Genomic DNA, 18,838 nt, shown 5'->3' on the forward strand with positions numbered 1-18,838 from the left:
GTTAATATTTTCGTATTTTGCAGATCGCCCAGCTAGATACTGCAATTTTCAGAGCATAGAGGCCGTTGCGAAACCCTGCTGAACACTCGCTCCATGAACGCCAGGACGCCGGCGGCGAAGTAGTTGGGCTCGTAGGCTTCGGGGGTCGACTTGTTGTTCTTAATCACGACGTTGACCTTTGCGAGTTTGGAGACGGGGGTGTCGTGGCTCGCCGTTATGGCGATGATGTCGAACCCGCCGCTCGCCGCCTTGAGGCAGGTTGGCAGCAGGGACATGCCGCTTTCGTTGACCACGATGAGGACGCCCGCGGCAGCAGGCTGCGTCGCAATGTCAGGACCAACAATCCCGGTGCCACCCTTCAGCACGCGCATTGACGGTGCTGCCGCAGCATCATCCTTATCCAGAAACCTCTTAGACATCTTTTCCGGATACGGTGATAGTGCCTCAACCACACCGGGTCCATACGGCATTGCGTGAAAACCCACTTCACACATCCGTAACAGGCCTATCTGGATGAATACTTCCGCATCGCCAATCGCGTCAATCAATACGGGACGATCCCGATTGACGGATAGGACCGATGCCACAAGCTGAACACTATCGGAAAGTGCATCCTCACGTTGAAACGAGGAGAAGTACCTAACGAGTTGCGTAGTGAAATCAATCCAGCCATGATAGCCAAGCGTATCAGCGACGTGTGCGACGCTCGAACGCGGCACGCCAGTCATGCGCGCAACAGCGGCGATGGTCGGTCGCTCTCCCCTCTTGGCAAAGTCCCGCACGGCCGCATACACGATCCGCTCGTTATCCTGCAGCATTACAGCCCCTTTGAAATGCGCGCGAGAGCCATCTCGAACACCATAAGAACGCGCGTCATGTATAGATCCCCGCCCGCATCATCCCGACTATCAATCGCGATGCAAAGATCAGCCTGCACTCGTGTCGACTTTTCCGGGTCGTCGGAAAACGCCACGATCGAGAATCCCGCATCGCGCGCGGCGCGCAGCATCCCCTCGCCGTACCCGGAGGTCTGGCCCCAATTCGCTCGCCCCGGCAGCTCTCGGTGGAAGAAGAATATCGCCGTCCCCGGGTCGAGGGCATGGTGCTCGACCATGAGGTAGTCATAGGACGCACTCGCGAAGATCCCGAACATGGCGAGCTTGCGGCACATGTACGACGAGAGCGGCGCCCCGATGCGATGGTCGCCGGAGAACAGGATGCTGTGCTTGTCCCGGCAGGACCAGAGCAGGCGGGAGAGCCGGTCGACCTGGTCATCTACATCACCTGAGACGGGTCTGCGGGGAAGAAGGCCGCCTGCGCTCTGGGCGTTCAGGCGGATGTTGTACGTCAGATCGCCGAATCCGCCGTATCCCAGCTTTTGAACCGCCTTGACCACGGTGCTCTTCGCAACATGACACTCCTCGGCGAGCTCGGTGAGGGAAATCTCCTCGTTGCAGGAGATATGCTGCGTGAGCAATTGGATGATGTCACGCTCAAGCGGCGTCAACCCGACCATGTGCCCTGCCCCTTCGACTGCGGTGTGCCCCCGGCGCCCCGAATTACCCATATGACTATGCGGTAAGTGCGGCACCCACGAAGAACTGTACCGTAAAGAGCGCGAGGGAGAGGACGGCGCCGGAAAGCGGCGCTGCCCTGAACACGGGCGCGGACTTGCGGATCTTGAAGAACAGCCACAGGACGATGCCCGCGAGAGGGTACCAGATGCCTGCCGCGATCTCCAGGGCGATCCCCACCTTGCGCCTGGGCGCCAGACATTCGTATTGGTTCCAAAGGTCGCGCACCTTGTTCATTGCAGATTCCCCTCTTTGGGACGGCGCCCACCGGACAAAAAGGCGCGAGGCCGCCCCCATCGACTCCGTGCCGTGTCGAGGGGAACGCGACCCCGCGCCCTCATGAGCTAGTTCAGCTCGGGCCAGTAACCCTTGTTGGCCTCGATGTAGTCGTCGAGAAGGGCTCGGGCGCGATCGGTGTCGCCCACCAGGCGGTTGAGGGTCAACGCGTCGAGGGCCTTGCGGTAGCTGCCCTCCAGACACGCGTCCACCGTGAGCTTCTCGTAGGCGAACTGGTTCTCGAGCAAGCCCTTCTGAAAGGTCGGGATCTCGCCGACGTTAAGGGGCTCCACGCCGTTCGCGCCGATCATGCAGGGAACCTCGACCATGGCACTCTCGGAGAAGTTGGGGATGATGCCCGTGTTCTCGGTCATGCACAGGAACACGTCATGCGTGTTGTGCGAGATGGCGTAGGCCAGGTCGGCGATGTAGGAGGCGTGGTCGTCGTCCTTGAGGCTCTCGATGGTGAAGGCGTGCTTGGTGCCCTCGAGCTTGCCGTTGGCGATGACCTCCTCGACCATCTCGAAGATCTGCTTCTCGTGGCCCTCCATGCACTCGTCGGCACGGGTGTGGTTGGGGTCCTCGTGGGCGAGCATGTGATCGCGGTACAGGTAGTACTGCAGGTAGGTGTTGGGCATCATGCCGTCGGAGCACTCGCGGACCATCTTGCGCATGAAGTGGAAGGTGGCGGACCAACTGGGATCGATGTCGGAGAAGGCGTCCTCGGGCAGGTCCTCGGAGAAGATCTCGCGCAGGCGAGGCAGGTAATCCTCGCCAGTCTTCTTGTCGAGGATCGCGGTGAACCAGCCGTAGTGGTTAAGACCGAAGTAGCGGGCCTCGATGGAGTTGCGGGGGACGCCGAGCTCATCCGCGTACTGGTTCATGATGCCGACCGGCATGTCACAGATGTTGATGATGCGCTTGTCTCCGGGGAAGACTCGCTTGGTGGCCTCGGCGACGATCGCGGCGGGGTTGGAGTAGTTGAGGACCCAGGCCTCGGGCGAGTACTTGCGGATGTCCTTGATGATGTCGCAGACGGCGGGGATGGAGCGCATGCCGTAGGCGAAGCCGCCGGCTCCGCAGGTCTCCTGGCCGATGCAACCATGCTTGAGGGCGATGTGCTCATCGGAGGCGCGCATCTTCAGGCGGCCGGCGCGGATCTGCATGAAGGCGAAATCGATGCCGGTGAAGGCGGTCTCGGGATCGGTGGTGTCCACGACCTCGCATTCGGGGTAGTACTCGCTCATCAAGATACGGCCGTACTCGCCGATCTTGGCGTTGCGCTCGTACTCGTTATCGTACAGGACGACCTTGGACAGCGGAAAGCGATCCTTCTCGGCGACCAGCATCTTGAGGATGCCGGGGGTGTAACGGGAACCGCCGCCGACGATGGTGACGACAAACTGCTCTTTGCTCATGGTCTTTCTTCTCCTTGTAAGTTCTGACCTATGCCTTGGGACGGGGCGCGATGGCACGCGCCCTTGTATCACGCGTCCGTTCAGATTCGGGCGCGCGCCCCATGATTACCGTGGGTGGAGCGCCGGGTGCGGGCGCAGAGGGCTGCGCACCCGGCCGGAAACTCGGCGATTGGGACTACTCGTCCTTGATGCCGAGGGCGGCCTTCACGGCCTCAGTCACGTCCTGGACCTTCAGACCGATGACGATCTGGATGTTGTTCGGACCGCCGTGGACGATGCCGGAGTTCTTGTACTCGTTGATCTTGTCCTCGTCGACGAGGGACATGTCCTCCACGTCGACGCGCAGACGGGTGAAGCAATTCATGACGCTCTTGATGTTCGCCGCACCGCCGAGGCCATCGATAATGACCTGGACGCTCTCAGGGGAGATGCCCGAGGCGAGGGCCGCACTCGAAGGGTCATCGGCCTCGTCGAGAAGCTCGTCATCGTCCTCGCGACCCGGGGTAACCAGATTGAGCTTGAGGATGAGGAAACGGAAGACGAGGAACCAGGCGACGATCGCCACGGCACCGACGGGAATCACCATGAACCACTGAGACAGCTCGGCGGGAAGGGCGATGAGACCGGGAACGGTCTCGATGAAGCCCGTGAGAAGCGCGCGGAAGCCCGAGGCGAACAGGATGCACTGGAACAGGCCGTCGAGGGCGGCGTTGACCACGAACAGGATCGGAGACGCCCAGAGGTACATGAACTCGAAGGGCTCGGTGATGCCCGCGAGGATGGCGACGAGCGCCGCGGGAACGAGCATGGCACGCACCTGGGCACGATGCTGGGGCTTGGCAACCGAGATGAAGGCGAGGACCGTACCGACGGTGCCGAACCACTTGCCGAAACCGAGGAGGCTGAAGCGGATGGACGGGTCCATAGCGGTAATTGCGGAGGCGTTGCCGAGCTCGGCCATGAAGATGTTGTAGGAGCCCGCGTAGGCCTCACCGGCTATCTGCGCAGTGCCGCCCACGGCGGAGTACATGAAGGGCATCCACAGCAGGTGATGCATGCCGGTGGGAATCAGGAGCTTGTTCAGGAAGCCGTAGACGAACTGGCCGGCGTATCCGGTACCGTACATGAAATCCTGCAGGCCGTTGATCCAGCCGTTGACAACCGGCCACACGTAGCACATCACGACGCCGAGGACGCCGGCGATGAAGATAGCGATGAGGAAGACGAACTTGGTGCCACCGTAGGTGCTGAAGACTTCCGGGAACTTGGTGTCGCAGAACTTGTTGAACACCCAGCCGTTGAGGCAGCCGAGGATGATGCCGATGAAGACGCCCATGTCGACGACCTGGATACCCAGGACGACGCCCTGACCGGTGCCATACAGGCCGCCGGCGGGATCGATGAGCATGTTGTTATTGGTGAGCCAGGCGTTGTTAGCATACAGGAAGACCAAGAAGGTCGAGGCGGCGATGACCGCCGCGTCGCCGGCGCGTTTCTTGGCGAGAGCGCAGGTGAGGCCGATGCAGAAGATCAGGCCGAGGTTGCCGACCACGCCGGAGTTGACACAGGTGTAGATGAGCTGGCCGAGCATAACCACAGGCGCGGGCATGCCCTCCATCTTGAGGATAACGCTCACCGCCAGCAAGATACCGGCGACCGCGAGGAACATGACGGGCTTGATGATGGCGCCGGAGAAGCGCTTCATCGCACCTTGAATGTCGAGGTTCATCCCATTCCCTCCCGAAATCTATATGGGAACTGACCATATGCGAAGAGGCGATTCTTCGCGTGCTGCAGCTGGTTGCAGGATACGGGAGATTACGAAATACCAAGGGGCTTTAAGGAATGGCGTGTACGGTTCCACAGAAATGGAAATCTTGTCCAACAAGATTGCCGCTCACCGAAGTTTTTCCGCCGTTCGCGCCCTTGCGCTAGACGAAGGCGCGAACGATATTACTCGGCAGGCGCAAACTGACTGCTGTAGAGCTCGGCGTAGAAACCTCCGGCGACGAGCAGTTCGTCGTGCGTGCCACGTTCCACGATGTGGCCATCGCGCATCACGAGAATGCAATCGGCGTTGCGGATGGTGCTCAGGCGATGCGCCACCACGAAGCTCGTACGCTCCTGCATAAGCTCGTCGAATGCCGCCTGGACCTGCATTTCGGTTCGGGTGTCGATGCTGCTGGTGGCTTCATCGAGCAAGAGGATGGCGGGGTCGGAGAGCATGACGCGCGCGATGCAGAGCAGCTGGCGCTGACCTTGCGATAGCGACCCGCCGTTCTCGGGCAGCACCGTGTCGTAGCCGTCGGGCAGAGCTCGAACGAACGCATCGGCGCGGGCGCGGCGTGCGGCCTCCTCCACCTGCTCGCGTGTGGCGTCCGGCCGGCCGTACGAAATATTGTCGCGTACGGTACCCTCGAACAACCAGCTCTCCTGCAACACCATGCCGAACATGCGCCGCAGGTCCGCCCTGGAATACGAGGCAATGGGCCTATCGTCAACGAGAATCTCGCCCGAATCGGTATCGTAAAAACGCAGCAACAGATTGATGAGCGTTGTCTTGCCACAACCCGTGGGGCCCACAAGTGCCATACGCATACCCGGGCGCGCGTGCATGCAGATGTCCTGGAGTAGCGGGTGGTCGGGCTCATAGGAGAAGTCGACGTGATCAAAGACAACGTCGCCCTTGGGGCCACCCTGAAGGCTGGCCCCAAGGTCGGCAGCCAAATCGTCGTGCAAAACGACAGAGTTGCGCGCGGAATCCATCGCTGCCCCGTCGTTCGAATCAAGGTCGAATGGCTTCTCCCCCATGTCATCCTCGGGAGCATCGAGCAGGGCGAATACCCGGCGTGCCGAAGCAAAAGCGCCTTGAATCTGAGTAACGACACCCGAAATCTCATTGAACGGTTTGGTGTACTGATTCGCGTACGACAGGAAAACCTGCACGTCGCCAACGGTGAGCACCGCAGGGATACCAGTCACCACACCCACAAAGCCCACAACCGCCACAACGGCATACATGCAATTGTTGACAAAGCGCGTCCCCGGATTGGCAAGCGAGCTGAGAAACTGAGCGCGCTCACCCGCCGCGTAAAGCTTACGGTTAATGGAGGAAAAGCCCTCCTGCGCGCGCTCGCCATACGCAAAGGCGCCCACCAAGCGCTGCGCCCCCACATACTCCTCGACATATGCCGAGAGCTCGCCTTGAATGCTCATTTGGGCGGTAAAGCTCTTCCCCGCAAACCGCGCCATGGCACCCGCCGCGAGCACAGAAAACGGCGTGACGAGCACAACGACAATCGCCATGGGGGCCGAGGTCGCGAGCATGAAGGCGAGGGTGGCGACAACCGTCACCACGCCGTTGAACAGCTGTGTCAAACCTTGCAGCAGACCGTCGCCCACCTGATCCACATCGTTCACCACACGCGAGATATAGTCACCGTGGGGATGGCGGTCGATGAGCGAGAGAGGCATGCGCGTGAGTTTGTCATACGCCTCGATGCGCAGATCGCACACGGTGGTGTAAGAGAGCCGATTCACGCACACGCCCTGCACCCACTGCAACGCAGCTGCGGCGAGAACGGTTGCCGCAAGCCTCGCGAGCAGCGGCACAAGCACCGCCATGTCCACCCTTCCCGCACTCACAATCAGGTCGATCGCACGCCCGATCAATATGGGCACGAAAAGCTGCAGCACGACGGAAAGCGCAGAGCACACGAACGATGCCACGAACAGCAGGATATGCGGACGTACGTAGGCGAAGATGCGGCGAGCGACTTGAGCCGTCCCCATCGGCTTTTGCGCACGGTCGGAATTGCCGCCACCGCGGGAATCGCGAAAATCATTCAGGTTGTCATTTCCCGATACGGTCGCCGTGATGGTGGAGGCTCCGGCCGTGGAGGCATACGGATTAGGCATGTGCGCCCCCCTCCTCCGCCGCCGATGCAGCGGCATCCGAGTACAACTGGGACTCAGCGATCTCGCGATACACCTCGCACGTCGCCATAAGCTCTTCATGCGTGCCCACACCGACCGCACGGCCATGGCACATCACGCAGATGAGGTCGGCGCCGCGCACCGAAGACACCCGCTGGCTCACCACCACCGTGGTCACGCTTGAATCAGCACCACTGAGCATGCGAATCGCCCTGCGAAGCGCGGCATCGGTCTTAAAGTCGAGAGCCGAGGCCGAATCGTCCATGATGAGCAGCGGTGGCGCGCCAACAAGCGCACGAGCAATGGTCAAGCGCTGGCGCTGACCGCCCGAGAAGTTCTTTCCCCCCGCCTCGACAGGCGCATCCAAGCCCTTGGGAAGAGCGCGCGCAAAGTCCTCCGCCTGAGCGGTCTTAAGAGCCCTCCACAGATCAGCGTCTGAGGCGAGCGGGTCGCGCCACAGAAGATTCGACCGAATGGTGCCACTCACCAGCTCGACCTTTTGGGGAACGAAACCGAATGCGCGGCGCAGCTCCCCAAGCGGCCACGCGCGAACATCGCGGCCGAACACCTCAACAGAACCCCGCGCAACATCGTACAGACGTGGAAAAAGGCTCACCAGCGTCGACTTGCCGGAGCCCGTACCGCCGATCACGCCGAGCGTGCCGCCGCGCGGAACCTCGAACGTCACGTCGTGCACCGCGTCCTCCGCGCTGCCCGGATAGGCAAAAGAGACGCCGGAAAGTCTGATCGCCGGGACGCTCGGATCAAAGCCTCCGGAGAGCACATCGCTCGTCGTGCCGGTAGGGCTCGCCGTGCCAATGGGGGCCGTCTCGCAAGCAGGGGCCGCCTCGCCAACAGCTCCCGCCGTGCACCCCGATCCGGTATCGTCCCCGCCAGCCCGCTCGGCGGCATCGCACATGCTCGGCTCACACGCGAGCACTTCCTCGATACGCCCGGCGCTCGCGCTCGCCTTGGTGAACACGACCACCAAATTCGCCACATAGACAATGGCAAGCAGCGTCTGCGTCATGTAGTTCACGAACGCCATGACCTGACCCTGCGTGAGCGCGCCCACGTTTACCTGGATGCCGCCGACCCATAGGATTGCACAGACAGCCAAGTTCATCACGAGAAATGTCGCCGGGTTGAGCACGTTGGACAGACGTCCAACGGCGATGGCGGTGTTCGCCTGGTCAACCGCGGTGTGGCAAAAGCGCTCTCGCTCGTAGTCCTCACGTACAAACGCGCGCATGACGCGCGCCCCCGACAGACCCTCGCGCGTAACCAGGCCAATCTGGTCGAGCTGCCGTTGCATGCGCTTGAAATACGGGATGCAACGCGCCATCACAAACCAAAAGATCGCCCCAATGAGAGGCGTTGAAATCAGGAAAATCAGACCGAGCTTGGCATCGATGAGCAGGGCCGCCACCATGGAGCCAACTGCAAGAAGCGGAAAGCGTGTGAGTTGGCGAATCGCGAGCGCGATGGCGAGCTGGACCTGATTGATATCGTTGGTGATGCGCGTAATGAGCGACGGTGTGCCAAAACGGTCGAGCTCGACATACGAAAACGAGTTGATATGCGCGAACAGCGCGTCGCGCATGCTGGTACCGAGCCCTTGGGAGGCACGGGCGGCCATTTTTTGGCAGATGAGCGTGGAGGCGAAGCCCGCCAGCGCCATACCCACGAGCAATGCCCCATAAGCGAGCAGTACACCGACATTGCGCTCGCCCACACCGCGGTCGATCATGAGAGCGACAACAAGGGGCGTAAGCAGGTCGAATATGACCTCGATGAGCTTGCTTGCCGGTCCAAGCGTCAGCTCTCGGCGAAAAGGGCGGCCAAACCGTTTGAGCAATCCAATCATGTAGATGACCCTCATGGACTCGTTGCGCAGACGAATTCGCAAAACACCGCCGCGCCTAGGTGCATCGGCACGTATTATACAGCCGGCCACGAAAGGCCGAGCGATGCATCAGATTGTTTACGAGCAGGTGCCCTGCGTGCGTCCCGGGACAATAGCGCGGCACGTCGCTCGCGCCTCATGGCAGCCGCGACACCTCCCCTGCAACCACGTCCCAGGCAGCCGCGACACAAAAAACGCCCCGTGTGCTCGATGGGAACGGGTGCCCGTCAGAGGCTCCTTATGGCTGCTTCCTTCCGGACCTGACCAGGTTCGGAACATATCGTCACCCGAACCCATCGAACGCGCAAGGCGTGTCTTGTTATAGTAGCGGCTTTGAGCCCACTCGTCCAGAGCATCGCCCATGTGAGAAAACGTGAGTTTGAAATGAGCGCGTTTGTTTCAAACCTATGATAAATCACATTACCAGGCACCTTTTTGTGAGGAATCATGGGTTTGAAAGAGTGGCCTCGCTTCAAACCCATGATTCCTCACATTGCGGGTCGGTTCTTCGCGTTACGGTCGGTGCCCCGCAGTGCGACTCGCTTCCCGCATTGCAATCAGGCGAGCGAGGGTCTCGCCAGAGGCGATGAGATTGGAGCGGGTTTGCGCGGAGCTGAGGGCACGCTCCAGAGGCTGGGGACCAAGCTCGATGGGCAGGACCGCATCGATCCCCAGTGCATACACGCTTCCGAGGTCCTCGGCGCGCGAGCCGCACACCGCAAAGACGGGAACATCTTTGCAAACGTGCTTGGCGCGACGCGCCACCCCCGCCGGAACCTTACCTTCCGCCGTTTGAGCGTCAATTGATCCCTCGCCCGTGATCACCGCGATCGCGCCGGACACCTGGTTATCGAATTGTGCCAGATCGAGCAGCGCGTCCACCCCAGACGCGAGCTCCGCACCTAGGGCGAGGAGTGCGGCGCCCAAACCGCCCGCGGCGCCGGCTCCCGGCACACCCGCAAGCGACGTGGGGCGAGCGCCAGGGACGGCAACTTGCCAAGGTGTTCCATCAAGGGCATCGCGAGCGGCGGTGAGGCGCGCGCCATACGCTGACATATGGCGGTCGCACTCGCGAAGCATCTCGTCTCGCGCAATGTCATTGAGGCCCGTGCCCAGCCCCTTCTGCTGCCCGAACATGCGCACGGAGCCGCGCGGCCCCACAAGAGGGCACCCCACGTCCGAAAGGACCTTGATCCGTACGCCAGCCAGCGCCTCGCGAGCGGGCGCGAGATCGACGAAGGCAACGTCGCGCAGACCGGCGAGGCCCGGCGTCACCGGCTCGTCTGCTGCATCGAGAATCCGTGCGCCGAGGGCCTGCAGCATGCCCGCACCGCCGTCCGTCGTGGCACTGCCGCCAAGGCCGATATACAGCGTTTTCGCGCCCGCAGCGACGGCGGCGAGCATGAGCTCGCCCACGCCGCGGGTTGTTGCCGCGAGGGCAGCCTCGTTCGTGCGCGGGGAACGGGAGATGCCGGCCGCGTGTGCCATCTCAATCACGGCGATGAGGCCCGCTTGTCCGCCGTCGAGCCCCACCCCATCAACGTCGACCAGGAGATATGGAGCCCAGTGAACCTCGCCGGCAAACGCCTCGGGCGTATCCGCGCTCCCGGCATCCGCAGACGCCCCGGCAACGAACGTCCCGGCAGTACGGGCGGTTCCAACGGGAGAGGTCACCTCGACCTCGCGGACCTCGCCGCCGAGCATCGCCCGAACGGCGTCCATCGTCCCTTCCCCTCCATCCGCAACGGGGATGGACATGACATCCAAACCGAGGTCGGCGGCAGACATCCCTTCAGCGAACCATGTCTCGACCTGCGCGCTCGTCGCCGATCCTTTGAACGAGTCGATGGCGAGTATCACGCGGCGTGAAGGCGCAGGCACCAGGGCGGGCGCGGAGGCACCTTGCGCGAGGGAACTCGCAGGGGAGCTGTCCGCGACGGCCATGGCACCCGTACCAACCGCCGCGCCCTTGCGCTTGGCCCTCAACCCTCGGAAAAACTCGCGCAACACGGCAGCGCACTCATCTCCAAGGACGCCCGCCTCGACTTCGAACGAGTGGTTGAGACGAGGATCCCGGCTCACGTCGTACAGCGTTCCAACCGCACCGCCCTTTGGATCGACGGCGCCGTACACGCAGCGGTCGATACGCGCGTTGACCATGAGGCCCGCGCACATGAGGCACGGCTCGAGCGTCACATACACCGTGCATCCGGTGAGGCGCCAGCGTCCCAGAGCACGCGATGCCTCCATCATGGCGGAAAACTCGGCGTGTGCCGAGGGATCCTCGTCGAGCTCACGGCGGTTATGGGCGCGGGCGATCACGCGACCCTCATGCACCACTACGGCGCCGATGGGCACCTCGCCGAGTGCTGCTGCCGCCCGGGCTTCTGTCAGAGCCTCGCGCATGAAGCGCTCGTCGTCTGCAAACTGGCCTCGCATGCAATCACCCTCGTCCACCATATGAAAAAAGCGAGCCGGTTGGGCTCGCTCAACTCACAAAAACTGGCGGAGAGAGGGGGATTCGACGGACGCCCTTCGGCGTCCTCGCCTCGCTGCGGCGCTTCGCGCCTTGCGGGCTACGCTGGAAAACGTCTTCGCGTTTTCTCAGCTCCGCCCCCTCGCGGGTTCGAATATCTGCCAATCCACCTCAAAGCAAGTTTTTCGAACTCGCCCATCAAACAAAAACTGGCGGAGAGAGGGGGATTCGAACCCCCGGGACACTCGCGTGCCCAACGGTTTTCAAGACCGCCGCATTCAACCGCTCTGCCATCTCTCCACGCGCTGGGTAATCATACCATCGTTAGGACCTGAGTACGCGTGTCACCATGGCTTCGGCAATGGTAATCAACTCCACCTTGCCCTCTACGCTGTGTCCGCGCACCCACCACTTCTCAAATAGGCGCACGATTCCGCCGGCGGCGAACTCCGATGCAGACGCGAGCGTGATCACGTCCGCCTCGCTCTTCTGGAATTTGTCGCGGTACCGCTCTCGCAGCGTTTCCGCCACGCGATCGGCCATCATGAGAACCATCATGCCGCTCATTGAACTTTCGAAAATGTTGTCGATCATGCGCTCGTGATCGAGCATGAAATCGACGAGGGCGCGCAGGATCGCCAGGCCCTCCTCAGCATTCACTCCCCCATCCGCCTCGGCAGATCGCGAGCCGGCGGACTGCTCCTCTCCATACTTGGTGATCTCAATGCGCAGGCTATCGACAAAAAAGCTGAAGAATTCGGATTTATCGGCGAAATGCTTGTAGAAGGTCGTCCGGCGAATCATGGCCTCGTCGCAGAGCATGGCGATCGTCACATCCTCGTAGCGATGCGTCTCGAGCAATTTGGTGAACGCCACGAGCAACGAACGGTACGTTTTTTGAATACGCAGATCCATCTCGATCCCATTCCCAACAATACGCTCGTACGTTATAACGCATTTGAGCGCACTAAGATAGATATATTATAGGTGTCTCTTATCCTACCGCTTGATAGGAAATGTGCAAGCGGCAGGTGGCTCTTGACGAATTATCGGCAACAGGTGACCACGTGAGGCCACGATCGGGCGGGCGCTGGGCGCGGCAGGTGCGCACCTTCGTCTGCGAGTCCCTTGTCATGCACATCGACCCGCGTGCATGGGTATACTGACCAGTACCACGAGCACGGCGCGAAAACGCCGCCGCAGAAACGGAGCACGCATGGATCTCACGCTCATCATCGTCATCATCGTCGTCGCCGCACTCGCCATGGGTATCGCTGGCATCTACAACAACCTGGTCACCCTGCGCAACCGCGTTGACAACGCGTGGCAGAACATCGATACGCAGCTGCAGCGCCGTAACGACCTCGTTCCCAACCTGGTCGAAACCGTCAAGGGCTACGCTGCGCATGAGAAGGAGACCCTCGACGCCGTCACCGAGGCGCGCGCCGCCGCCGGGTCAGCCGCCACCCCCGAGGAGAAGATGGCTGCCGACAACGTTCTCACCGGCGCCCTGCGCCAGCTGCTCATGGTTGCCGAGGCCTACCCCGACCTCAAGGCGAACGCCAACTTCACCCAGCTCCAGACCTCCCTCGAGGACACCGAGAACAAGATCTCCTACGCTCGCCAGAGCTACAACGATTGCGTGCTGAATTACAACAACGGTATTCAGACCTTCCCCGGCAACATCTTCGCCGGCGTCTTCCAGTTCAAGCCGCGCACCGGCTTTGAAGCCGCGGAAGCGACGCGCGAGGTTCCGCAGGTCAAGTTCTAGCAGATACCTTCGAATCGATCGGACGCCCCGCGAGCACCACCGCTTGTGGGGCGTCCGCGTTTTAGGGCACTTGCCATGCCCCGCCACCACGCTTACAGAACAGTCATGACGCGTTCGAATGACGTGCACGCATACGCGTTAGAATCGCGATAGACCGGTAAACGCACCTGATAGAAAAGACTCCGCCTTGGTCACTTCACCGCAACATCCCATAGCCTCCACGACACCCGAAGGCGATTTTGGGGCCTCCTCCCCCGCCGACCTGCACGCCCCTGACGCAACGACTCGCAAGGGACGCATGCCCTACATCCCGGCGCTTGACGGCATCCGGCACCCTCGCCGTCGCTGCCGTCGTGCTCTACCACCTCAATCCCAGCCTCGTTCCCGGCGGCATGCAAGGCGTCACCGTGTTCTTCGTCTTGTCGGGCTACCTGATCACACGCTTGCTGCTCAGTGAGCACAAGGGCACGGGGCGCATCGATCTCAAGGGGTTTTGGCAGCGCCGCCTGCGCCGCCTCGTTCCCGCTATCGTCACGGTGATCGTGGCGACCGCGGCGCTCTGCACCCTGTTCAACCACGTCATGCTCACCAAGATGAGGCCAGATATCATCCCGTCTGCCCTGTTTGTGAACAACTGGTGGCAGATCTTCAACCAGCAGTCCTATTTTAATGCGATCGGGGACCCGTCGCCACTCACTCATTTCTGGTCGCTTGCGATTGAAATGCAGTTCTACCTCGTATGGCCTGTGGCGCTCATGCTTGCGCTGCGTCACGGTGAGCCCAAGAAGCGGATCCGTCGCGCCGCCCTGGCGCTCGCAGCGGTGTCGGCACTTGAGATGGCGATCCTCTACGATCCCGCCACCGACCCCAGTCGCATCTACTACGGCACCGACACACGCGCGTTCTCCCTTCTTTTGGGAGCTTGGCTCGCACTCGTCACCAACATTCGCCTACCTCGGGCCCTGCGCGACGCCCTGCACGCCGCATTGGCGAAAAATAGCCAGCGGCATCTCAAGCAACACGGTGCAAGCCCGCTCGACCTCTTAGGAGTTCTGGGGCTCGCGGGCCTCTTGATGCTCATGGCGTTCACGAACGGCTACAGTGCCTTCCCCTACTATGGGGGAATTCTCATTACCTCGCTTTTCACGCTCATGGTCATTGCTGCGTGCGCGCAACCCCATAGTCACCTTGGACGTTTCTTCGGCATTAAGCCCCTCGTATGGCTGGGACAGCGCTCCTACGGCATCTACCTGTGGCATTATCCGCTTCTCCTGTTGATGAACCCCGCCAGCGATGTGACTACCAAGCCGTGGTGGGCATATGCCCTGCAGGTCTGCATCGTTATCGGCATTTCTGAGCTGAGCTATCGTTGCATCGAGACGCCATTTCGACATGGAGCCGGCAAGCGCATCGTCTCGCAGCTGCGCGACCGCGAGACGTTGCCAAAATGGGCCCGCGCGAACGTCATCCCGCTGGCGATTGCAGGGGCCACGGCCCTCGTAGCGGCGGGAGGCATCGCGTTCGTCCCCGCCACCTCTGCCCTGAGCGAGGACGGCACCGCACTTCTTCAGGGCGCAAGTGAAAATGGCAGCCCCAATGGCACCGATAGTGCAGCGCCCGACCAGGACGGCACTTCGCCCCAAGGCGGCACCTCGGCGGCGGACGGCACCTACGACATCACGATGGTGGGCGACTCGGTCTCGCTGCGCGCAGTCGATTCGTTCAACCAGATGTTCCCGCACGGCTATATCGATGCGGCAATGAATCGGCAGTTCACCGCCGGCATCGACATCTACAAATCGCTTGTGGACCAAGGGCTCGCAGGTCGCGTTAGCGTCTTCGCACTCGGCACGAACGGGCCGTTCTCGAGCGAGAACGTCGATGAACTCATGAATCTTGCCGGAACGAACCGCATCGTCGTGTTCGTGAACAACCGCGCGGCGCGCCCGTGGTGCGAGCCGAATAACCAAGTTCTCGCCGATGCTGCCTCGCGCTACAAAAACGTCATCCTCATCGATTGGTATTCGTACAGCGCCGACCGCAACGACCTGTTCGATGGCGACGGCATTCACCTCTCGAACACAGGCGTCACCGAGTATCTCCAGCTCATTGACGACCAGGTGGCCCGCTACCTGCCCATCCATCTCGAGGATGGAGATGACGAGCGCCTGTTGATTGCCCAGCACGCGCTCGACAGCCTCAAGACGTCAATTGGGGCCGAGTTTGCGCATATGAAGATCGAAGGTGACACGGAATAGCGGCGGCACGGCGGGACGTCGGCGCGAGCAGGGGCCGATGCTGACGGGACGTCACTGCCGACGGCACGACGACGCGAGCGTAATGTCGAAAAAATCGCGATTGAAGCGCGTCATTTTCGACATTACGCTCGCGTCTTTCTGTCAAAGACACCTCGACCGCGCCGCTCCGTCAGTAGCGTCTCACCCGTGTATTCATCGCCATGCAACGCTTGCCTGCATACGAGTGCCTCCCTGCCAAAGACGTCTCGTTCGCACATCTAGCCTCACCCTCGTTAACACGCTGTTATTGCGATTTTTAGATGGCGCCTCCAGCCTAAATGCACCCATAGCGACAATCCGCCACTCGCTCCACCTGCACAGGTTCGAAACACCCCGCGCAGGTGACAGGATACCGACAGAAACACGAGGACAACTGCTTAAAAACGAGCCAGAACCCCCTGCTACGCTCATGTCTCCCGACAGGCCGAACACATGGGAGGGGCAAATGACTGTTACCAACGACAACAAGATCGAGCTGCTCCTAAACGAGGCGGAGGAGCATGGCCAATGTCTCGTCCGGCCTCACAATGCACATCTCATGCGGGCGCTCGCCTATCGCGCGAACCACGCGAAACGGAACCCGATCTATTCTCCGTATCGCGGAATCTACGTTCGACAGGCGTACTGGAATGGGCTCTCCCGCACCGAGCAGGTCACACACATGGCAAAAGCGCTTTCGCAGATTCATCCGGAATGGGTGTTCGACGGTTATACTGCGGCTGCGATTCGCGGATGGAACGTATCGTACAGCCTTCTTGACAGACTGAGCATCGTCGCCCCGTACCAAGTGCAGTCAAAATCGATTATCGCGAGAAGCAGCAAGCATATTACGCACGAAATACTCCATGGCATTCGCGTGACGACGGTTGCCCAAACCCTTCACCAGTGCCTGCGAGCCGGAGATTTACGAACTTCCCTCCCCATAGCCGATTCCGCACTGCGAGTGACTGGGAAAACGAGTAGCAGCCTCATCGAGTTGCTCGAAAACGATCCGGCGATCGTTAGGCAACATGATCTGCAAAGGGCGGTTGATGTCCTGTCTCTCGCCGACGCTCGCAGTGAAAGTGGCGGCGAGTCCATTGCGCGCGCAACGATGATCATGCTTGGATTTGCCGTACCCGACCTCCAGATCGAATGCCATGATCCGATGAATCCAAGCAAGGTGATTCGCGTCGACTTCTACTGGACTCTTTCAGACGGAACGGTGATCATCGGCGAGCTCGATGGGAAGCAGAAATATGTCGATCCAGCCATGACAAAAGGTAAGGACCTGGTAAGAATCCTCAGCGATGAGCGCCTACGCGAATCGCGCCTCAGCATCAATGGAGCGCGCATCGTACGTTTTTCGTTTGACGATGTGTGTAATGTAGCCTATTTTGCCCAACTTCTCGAAAGCTACGGCGTTCCTCGGGATACATCCGAGATGTTTGTAGACCACGCGATGGTCTCTTTGCCCACGTGCGCCAAGTGCGAAGAGATGCCTCCGCTCGAATGCTATGCAGACCTTGTTGCCCCCTATGAGCATCGAAGATAGGCGCAGCAAAAGCCAGCTAGGTCAAATATGGGATGTCTCAAGCATGCCAACGCGAGCGAGGGGCGTCTCAACGCGCGGCAAGCACCTCGGCGCGAACGGCACGCGCCTCAACGCATGCGGCAAGCACCTCGGCGCTATCGAGACAATGGCCTCAACGCGATCGGAGCGCCCCTCTTTGGAACGTCTCGCGTAAAATGTCGAATTTGAAGCGTTTTAATTGCATTTTTTTCGACGTTACACGCGCGACTAGTCAACGAAGCGGCCGTGAACCTCATGACTCCGCGCGGGCGCCAAGGTATGTGGGCACCACCGTGCGCGAGTGCCATCATGTGCGGGAGTCCGTCGTCATCCTCGCGTTCGGCGCCTGCCAGTGCGCGTACGGGTACCACGGTGCGTGGGCGCCCGCTAGTATCCCAGTGCCTGCAACACGAACATCACGACGGTGAGCACGGTGATGAGCACAATGGTGGCCCAGGTGAGCACGTTCCACAAACGGCTGTTTTTGTAGCCACCCATAATGTGTTTGTCGCCGGCGATGAACACCAAGAACACGAGCAGAATGGGCAGCAGCACGCCGTTGATGACCTGCGCGCTCATCATGATCTGGAACAGGTCGACACCGGGCATGATCACGAGCGCGGCAGACGCCACGATGATCACCGTGATGATGCCGCGGTAGACCGGCGCCTCACTCCAACTGCGGTCGGCACCGCGCTCCCAGCCAAACGCCTCGCAAATCGCGCTCGACGTCACACCGGGCAGCACGCACGCCGCCAAGAAACTCGCCGCCACCAGGCCCGCTGCGAACAGCACCGTGGCGAACTCGCCGGCGATGGGCTCGAGTGCGAGGGCGGCGTCTGCCGCGTCGGCAACATGTATGCCCGCCGGATACAGCACCGCGCCCGTGGTGATGATGATGAACCACGCGATGGCGCAGGCGATCACGGATCCGGTCGTGGTGTCGATGCGCTGCAGGACGATATCGGACTCGTCGGCGTTCTTGTCCACGACGTTGTTCTGGGCGAGGAAGATCATCCAGGGCGCGATGGTGGTGCCGATGGTCGCCACGAGCAGCGACACGTAGCTCGGCTCGGGGATGAGGTGCGGCGTCACGGTGGAGAGCGCCACCTCACCCCAGTTGGGGCCCGCCAGGAAGGCTGCCACCACATACGTCACAAACACGCAGCTCACGAGCAGGAGGATCTTCTCGATGCGGCGGAAGCTTCCGCTCATGGTGAGCAGCCAAATGAGCAGACCCATCAGCGGCACGGACACCGTCTTGGGGATGCCGAACAGCGCAAGGCCGCTCGCGATGCCCGCAAACTCGGAGATGGTCACGGCCGTGTTGGCGATGAGCAGGGCGATCATGGCGAGTGCCGTCTTGCGCACGCCGAACTTCTCGCGGATGAGCGAGGCGAAGCCCTTACCCGTCACGCATCCGCAGCGGGCGGCGGTCTCCTGCACCACGATGAGCAGCAGCGCCATCACGGGCAGCATCCACAGCGTGGCATAGCCGTAGGAGGCACCCGCGCTCGAATACGTCGCGATGCCACCGGCGTCATTGCCGGACAGCGCCGCCAAGAGCCCCGGCCCCATGGCACCGAGCACCGCGGCGACGGTCAGTTTCTTCTTGGTCGATTGCTCCATACC

At 61.2% G+C, this 18,838-nt stretch carries 13 protein-coding genes, 1 tRNA gene and 1 other RNA gene; 3 read left to right on the forward strand and 12 right to left on the reverse strand.

Going from position 1 to position 18,838, the window contains the following annotated elements; all coding sequences use genetic code 11:
• Window positions 1-32: 32 nt before the first annotated feature.
• From ACX9NZ_RS07700 to ACX9NZ_RS07750, 11 genes are all read right to left on the reverse strand, one after another.
• Window positions 33-818: a helix-turn-helix domain-containing protein gene (locus ACX9NZ_RS07700; protein WP_118652365.1), complete on the reverse strand. Its 786-nt coding sequence runs from the start codon at window positions 816-818 to the stop codon at window positions 33-35.
• On the reverse strand, window positions 818-1,516 hold the full coding sequence (locus ACX9NZ_RS07705) for a MurR/RpiR family transcriptional regulator (RefSeq protein ID WP_294159974.1): 699 nt from the start codon (window positions 1,514-1,516) through the stop codon (window positions 818-820). The genes ACX9NZ_RS07700 and ACX9NZ_RS07705 overlap by 1 nt, the downstream gene beginning before the upstream one ends.
• Window positions 1,517-1,571: 55 nt before the next feature.
• Window positions 1,572-1,811, reverse strand: a complete 240-nt coding sequence (locus ACX9NZ_RS07710) for a hypothetical protein (protein ID WP_118652361.1) — start codon at window positions 1,809-1,811, stop codon at window positions 1,572-1,574.
• Window positions 1,812-1,918: 107 nt separating this feature from the next.
• Entirely contained in the window at window positions 1,919-3,268 is a 1,350-nt protein-coding gene (locus ACX9NZ_RS07715) for a family 4 glycosyl hydrolase (protein WP_294121634.1), read from the reverse strand.
• A gap of 175 nt (window positions 3,269-3,443) precedes the next feature.
• Window positions 3,444-4,997: a PTS transporter subunit EIIC gene (locus ACX9NZ_RS07720; RefSeq protein WP_294121632.1), complete on the reverse strand. Its 1,554-nt coding sequence runs from the start codon at window positions 4,995-4,997 to the stop codon at window positions 3,444-3,446.
• Window positions 4,998-5,221: 224 nt separating this feature from the next.
• Window positions 5,222-7,186, reverse strand: coding sequence for an ABC transporter ATP-binding protein (locus tag ACX9NZ_RS07725; protein WP_304291686.1), 1,965 nt, complete (start codon window positions 7,184-7,186; stop codon window positions 5,222-5,224).
• Entirely contained in the window at window positions 7,179-9,071 is a 1,893-nt protein-coding gene (locus ACX9NZ_RS07730; RefSeq protein ID WP_304291705.1) for an ABC transporter ATP-binding protein, read from the reverse strand. The genes ACX9NZ_RS07725 and ACX9NZ_RS07730 overlap by 8 nt, the downstream gene beginning before the upstream one ends.
• Window positions 9,072-9,314: 243 nt before the next feature.
• An RNA gene (ffs, locus tag ACX9NZ_RS07735) (signal recognition particle sRNA small type) lies at window positions 9,315-9,410 on the reverse strand.
• Between the two features lie 213 nt (window positions 9,411-9,623).
• Window positions 9,624-11,549: a tRNA adenosine(34) deaminase TadA gene (tadA, locus tag ACX9NZ_RS07740; protein WP_407496464.1), complete on the reverse strand. Its 1,926-nt coding sequence runs from the start codon at window positions 11,547-11,549 to the stop codon at window positions 9,624-9,626.
• 247 nt (window positions 11,550-11,796) lie between these two features.
• Window positions 11,797-11,886, reverse strand: a tRNA-Ser gene (locus ACX9NZ_RS07745).
• Window positions 11,887-11,910: 24 nt separating this feature from the next.
• On the reverse strand, window positions 11,911-12,501 hold the full coding sequence (locus ACX9NZ_RS07750) for a TetR/AcrR family transcriptional regulator (protein ID WP_407496466.1): 591 nt from the start codon (window positions 12,499-12,501) through the stop codon (window positions 11,911-11,913).
• A 301-nt stretch (window positions 12,502-12,802) separates the two neighbouring features.
• On the opposite strand from ACX9NZ_RS07750, the gene ACX9NZ_RS07755 reads away from it, so the two are divergent.
• From ACX9NZ_RS07755 to ACX9NZ_RS07765, 3 genes are all read left to right on the forward strand, one after another.
• A complete protein-coding gene (locus ACX9NZ_RS07755; protein WP_302742351.1) occupies window positions 12,803-13,357 on the forward strand; it encodes a LemA family protein in 555 nt (184 codons plus the stop codon).
• Between the two features lie 317 nt (window positions 13,358-13,674).
• Window positions 13,675-15,615, forward strand: coding sequence for an acyltransferase family protein (locus ACX9NZ_RS07760; protein WP_407496469.1), 1,941 nt, complete (start codon window positions 13,675-13,677; stop codon window positions 15,613-15,615).
• 484 nt (window positions 15,616-16,099) lie between these two features.
• Entirely contained in the window at window positions 16,100-17,188 is a 1,089-nt protein-coding gene (locus ACX9NZ_RS07765) for a hypothetical protein (protein WP_407496471.1), read from the forward strand.
• A 405-nt stretch (window positions 17,189-17,593) separates the two neighbouring features.
• Here ACX9NZ_RS07765 and ACX9NZ_RS07770 read toward each other — a convergent pair whose 3' ends face one another.
• The gene (locus ACX9NZ_RS07770) at window positions 17,594-18,835 is read right to left on the reverse strand and encodes an Nramp family divalent metal transporter (RefSeq protein ID WP_294159991.1); all 1,242 of its coding nucleotides are present in this window, start codon (window positions 18,833-18,835) and stop codon (window positions 17,594-17,596) included.
• Window positions 18,836-18,838 lie beyond the last annotated feature (3 nt).

The organism is Collinsella sp. BM28, from assembly GCF_054551995.1.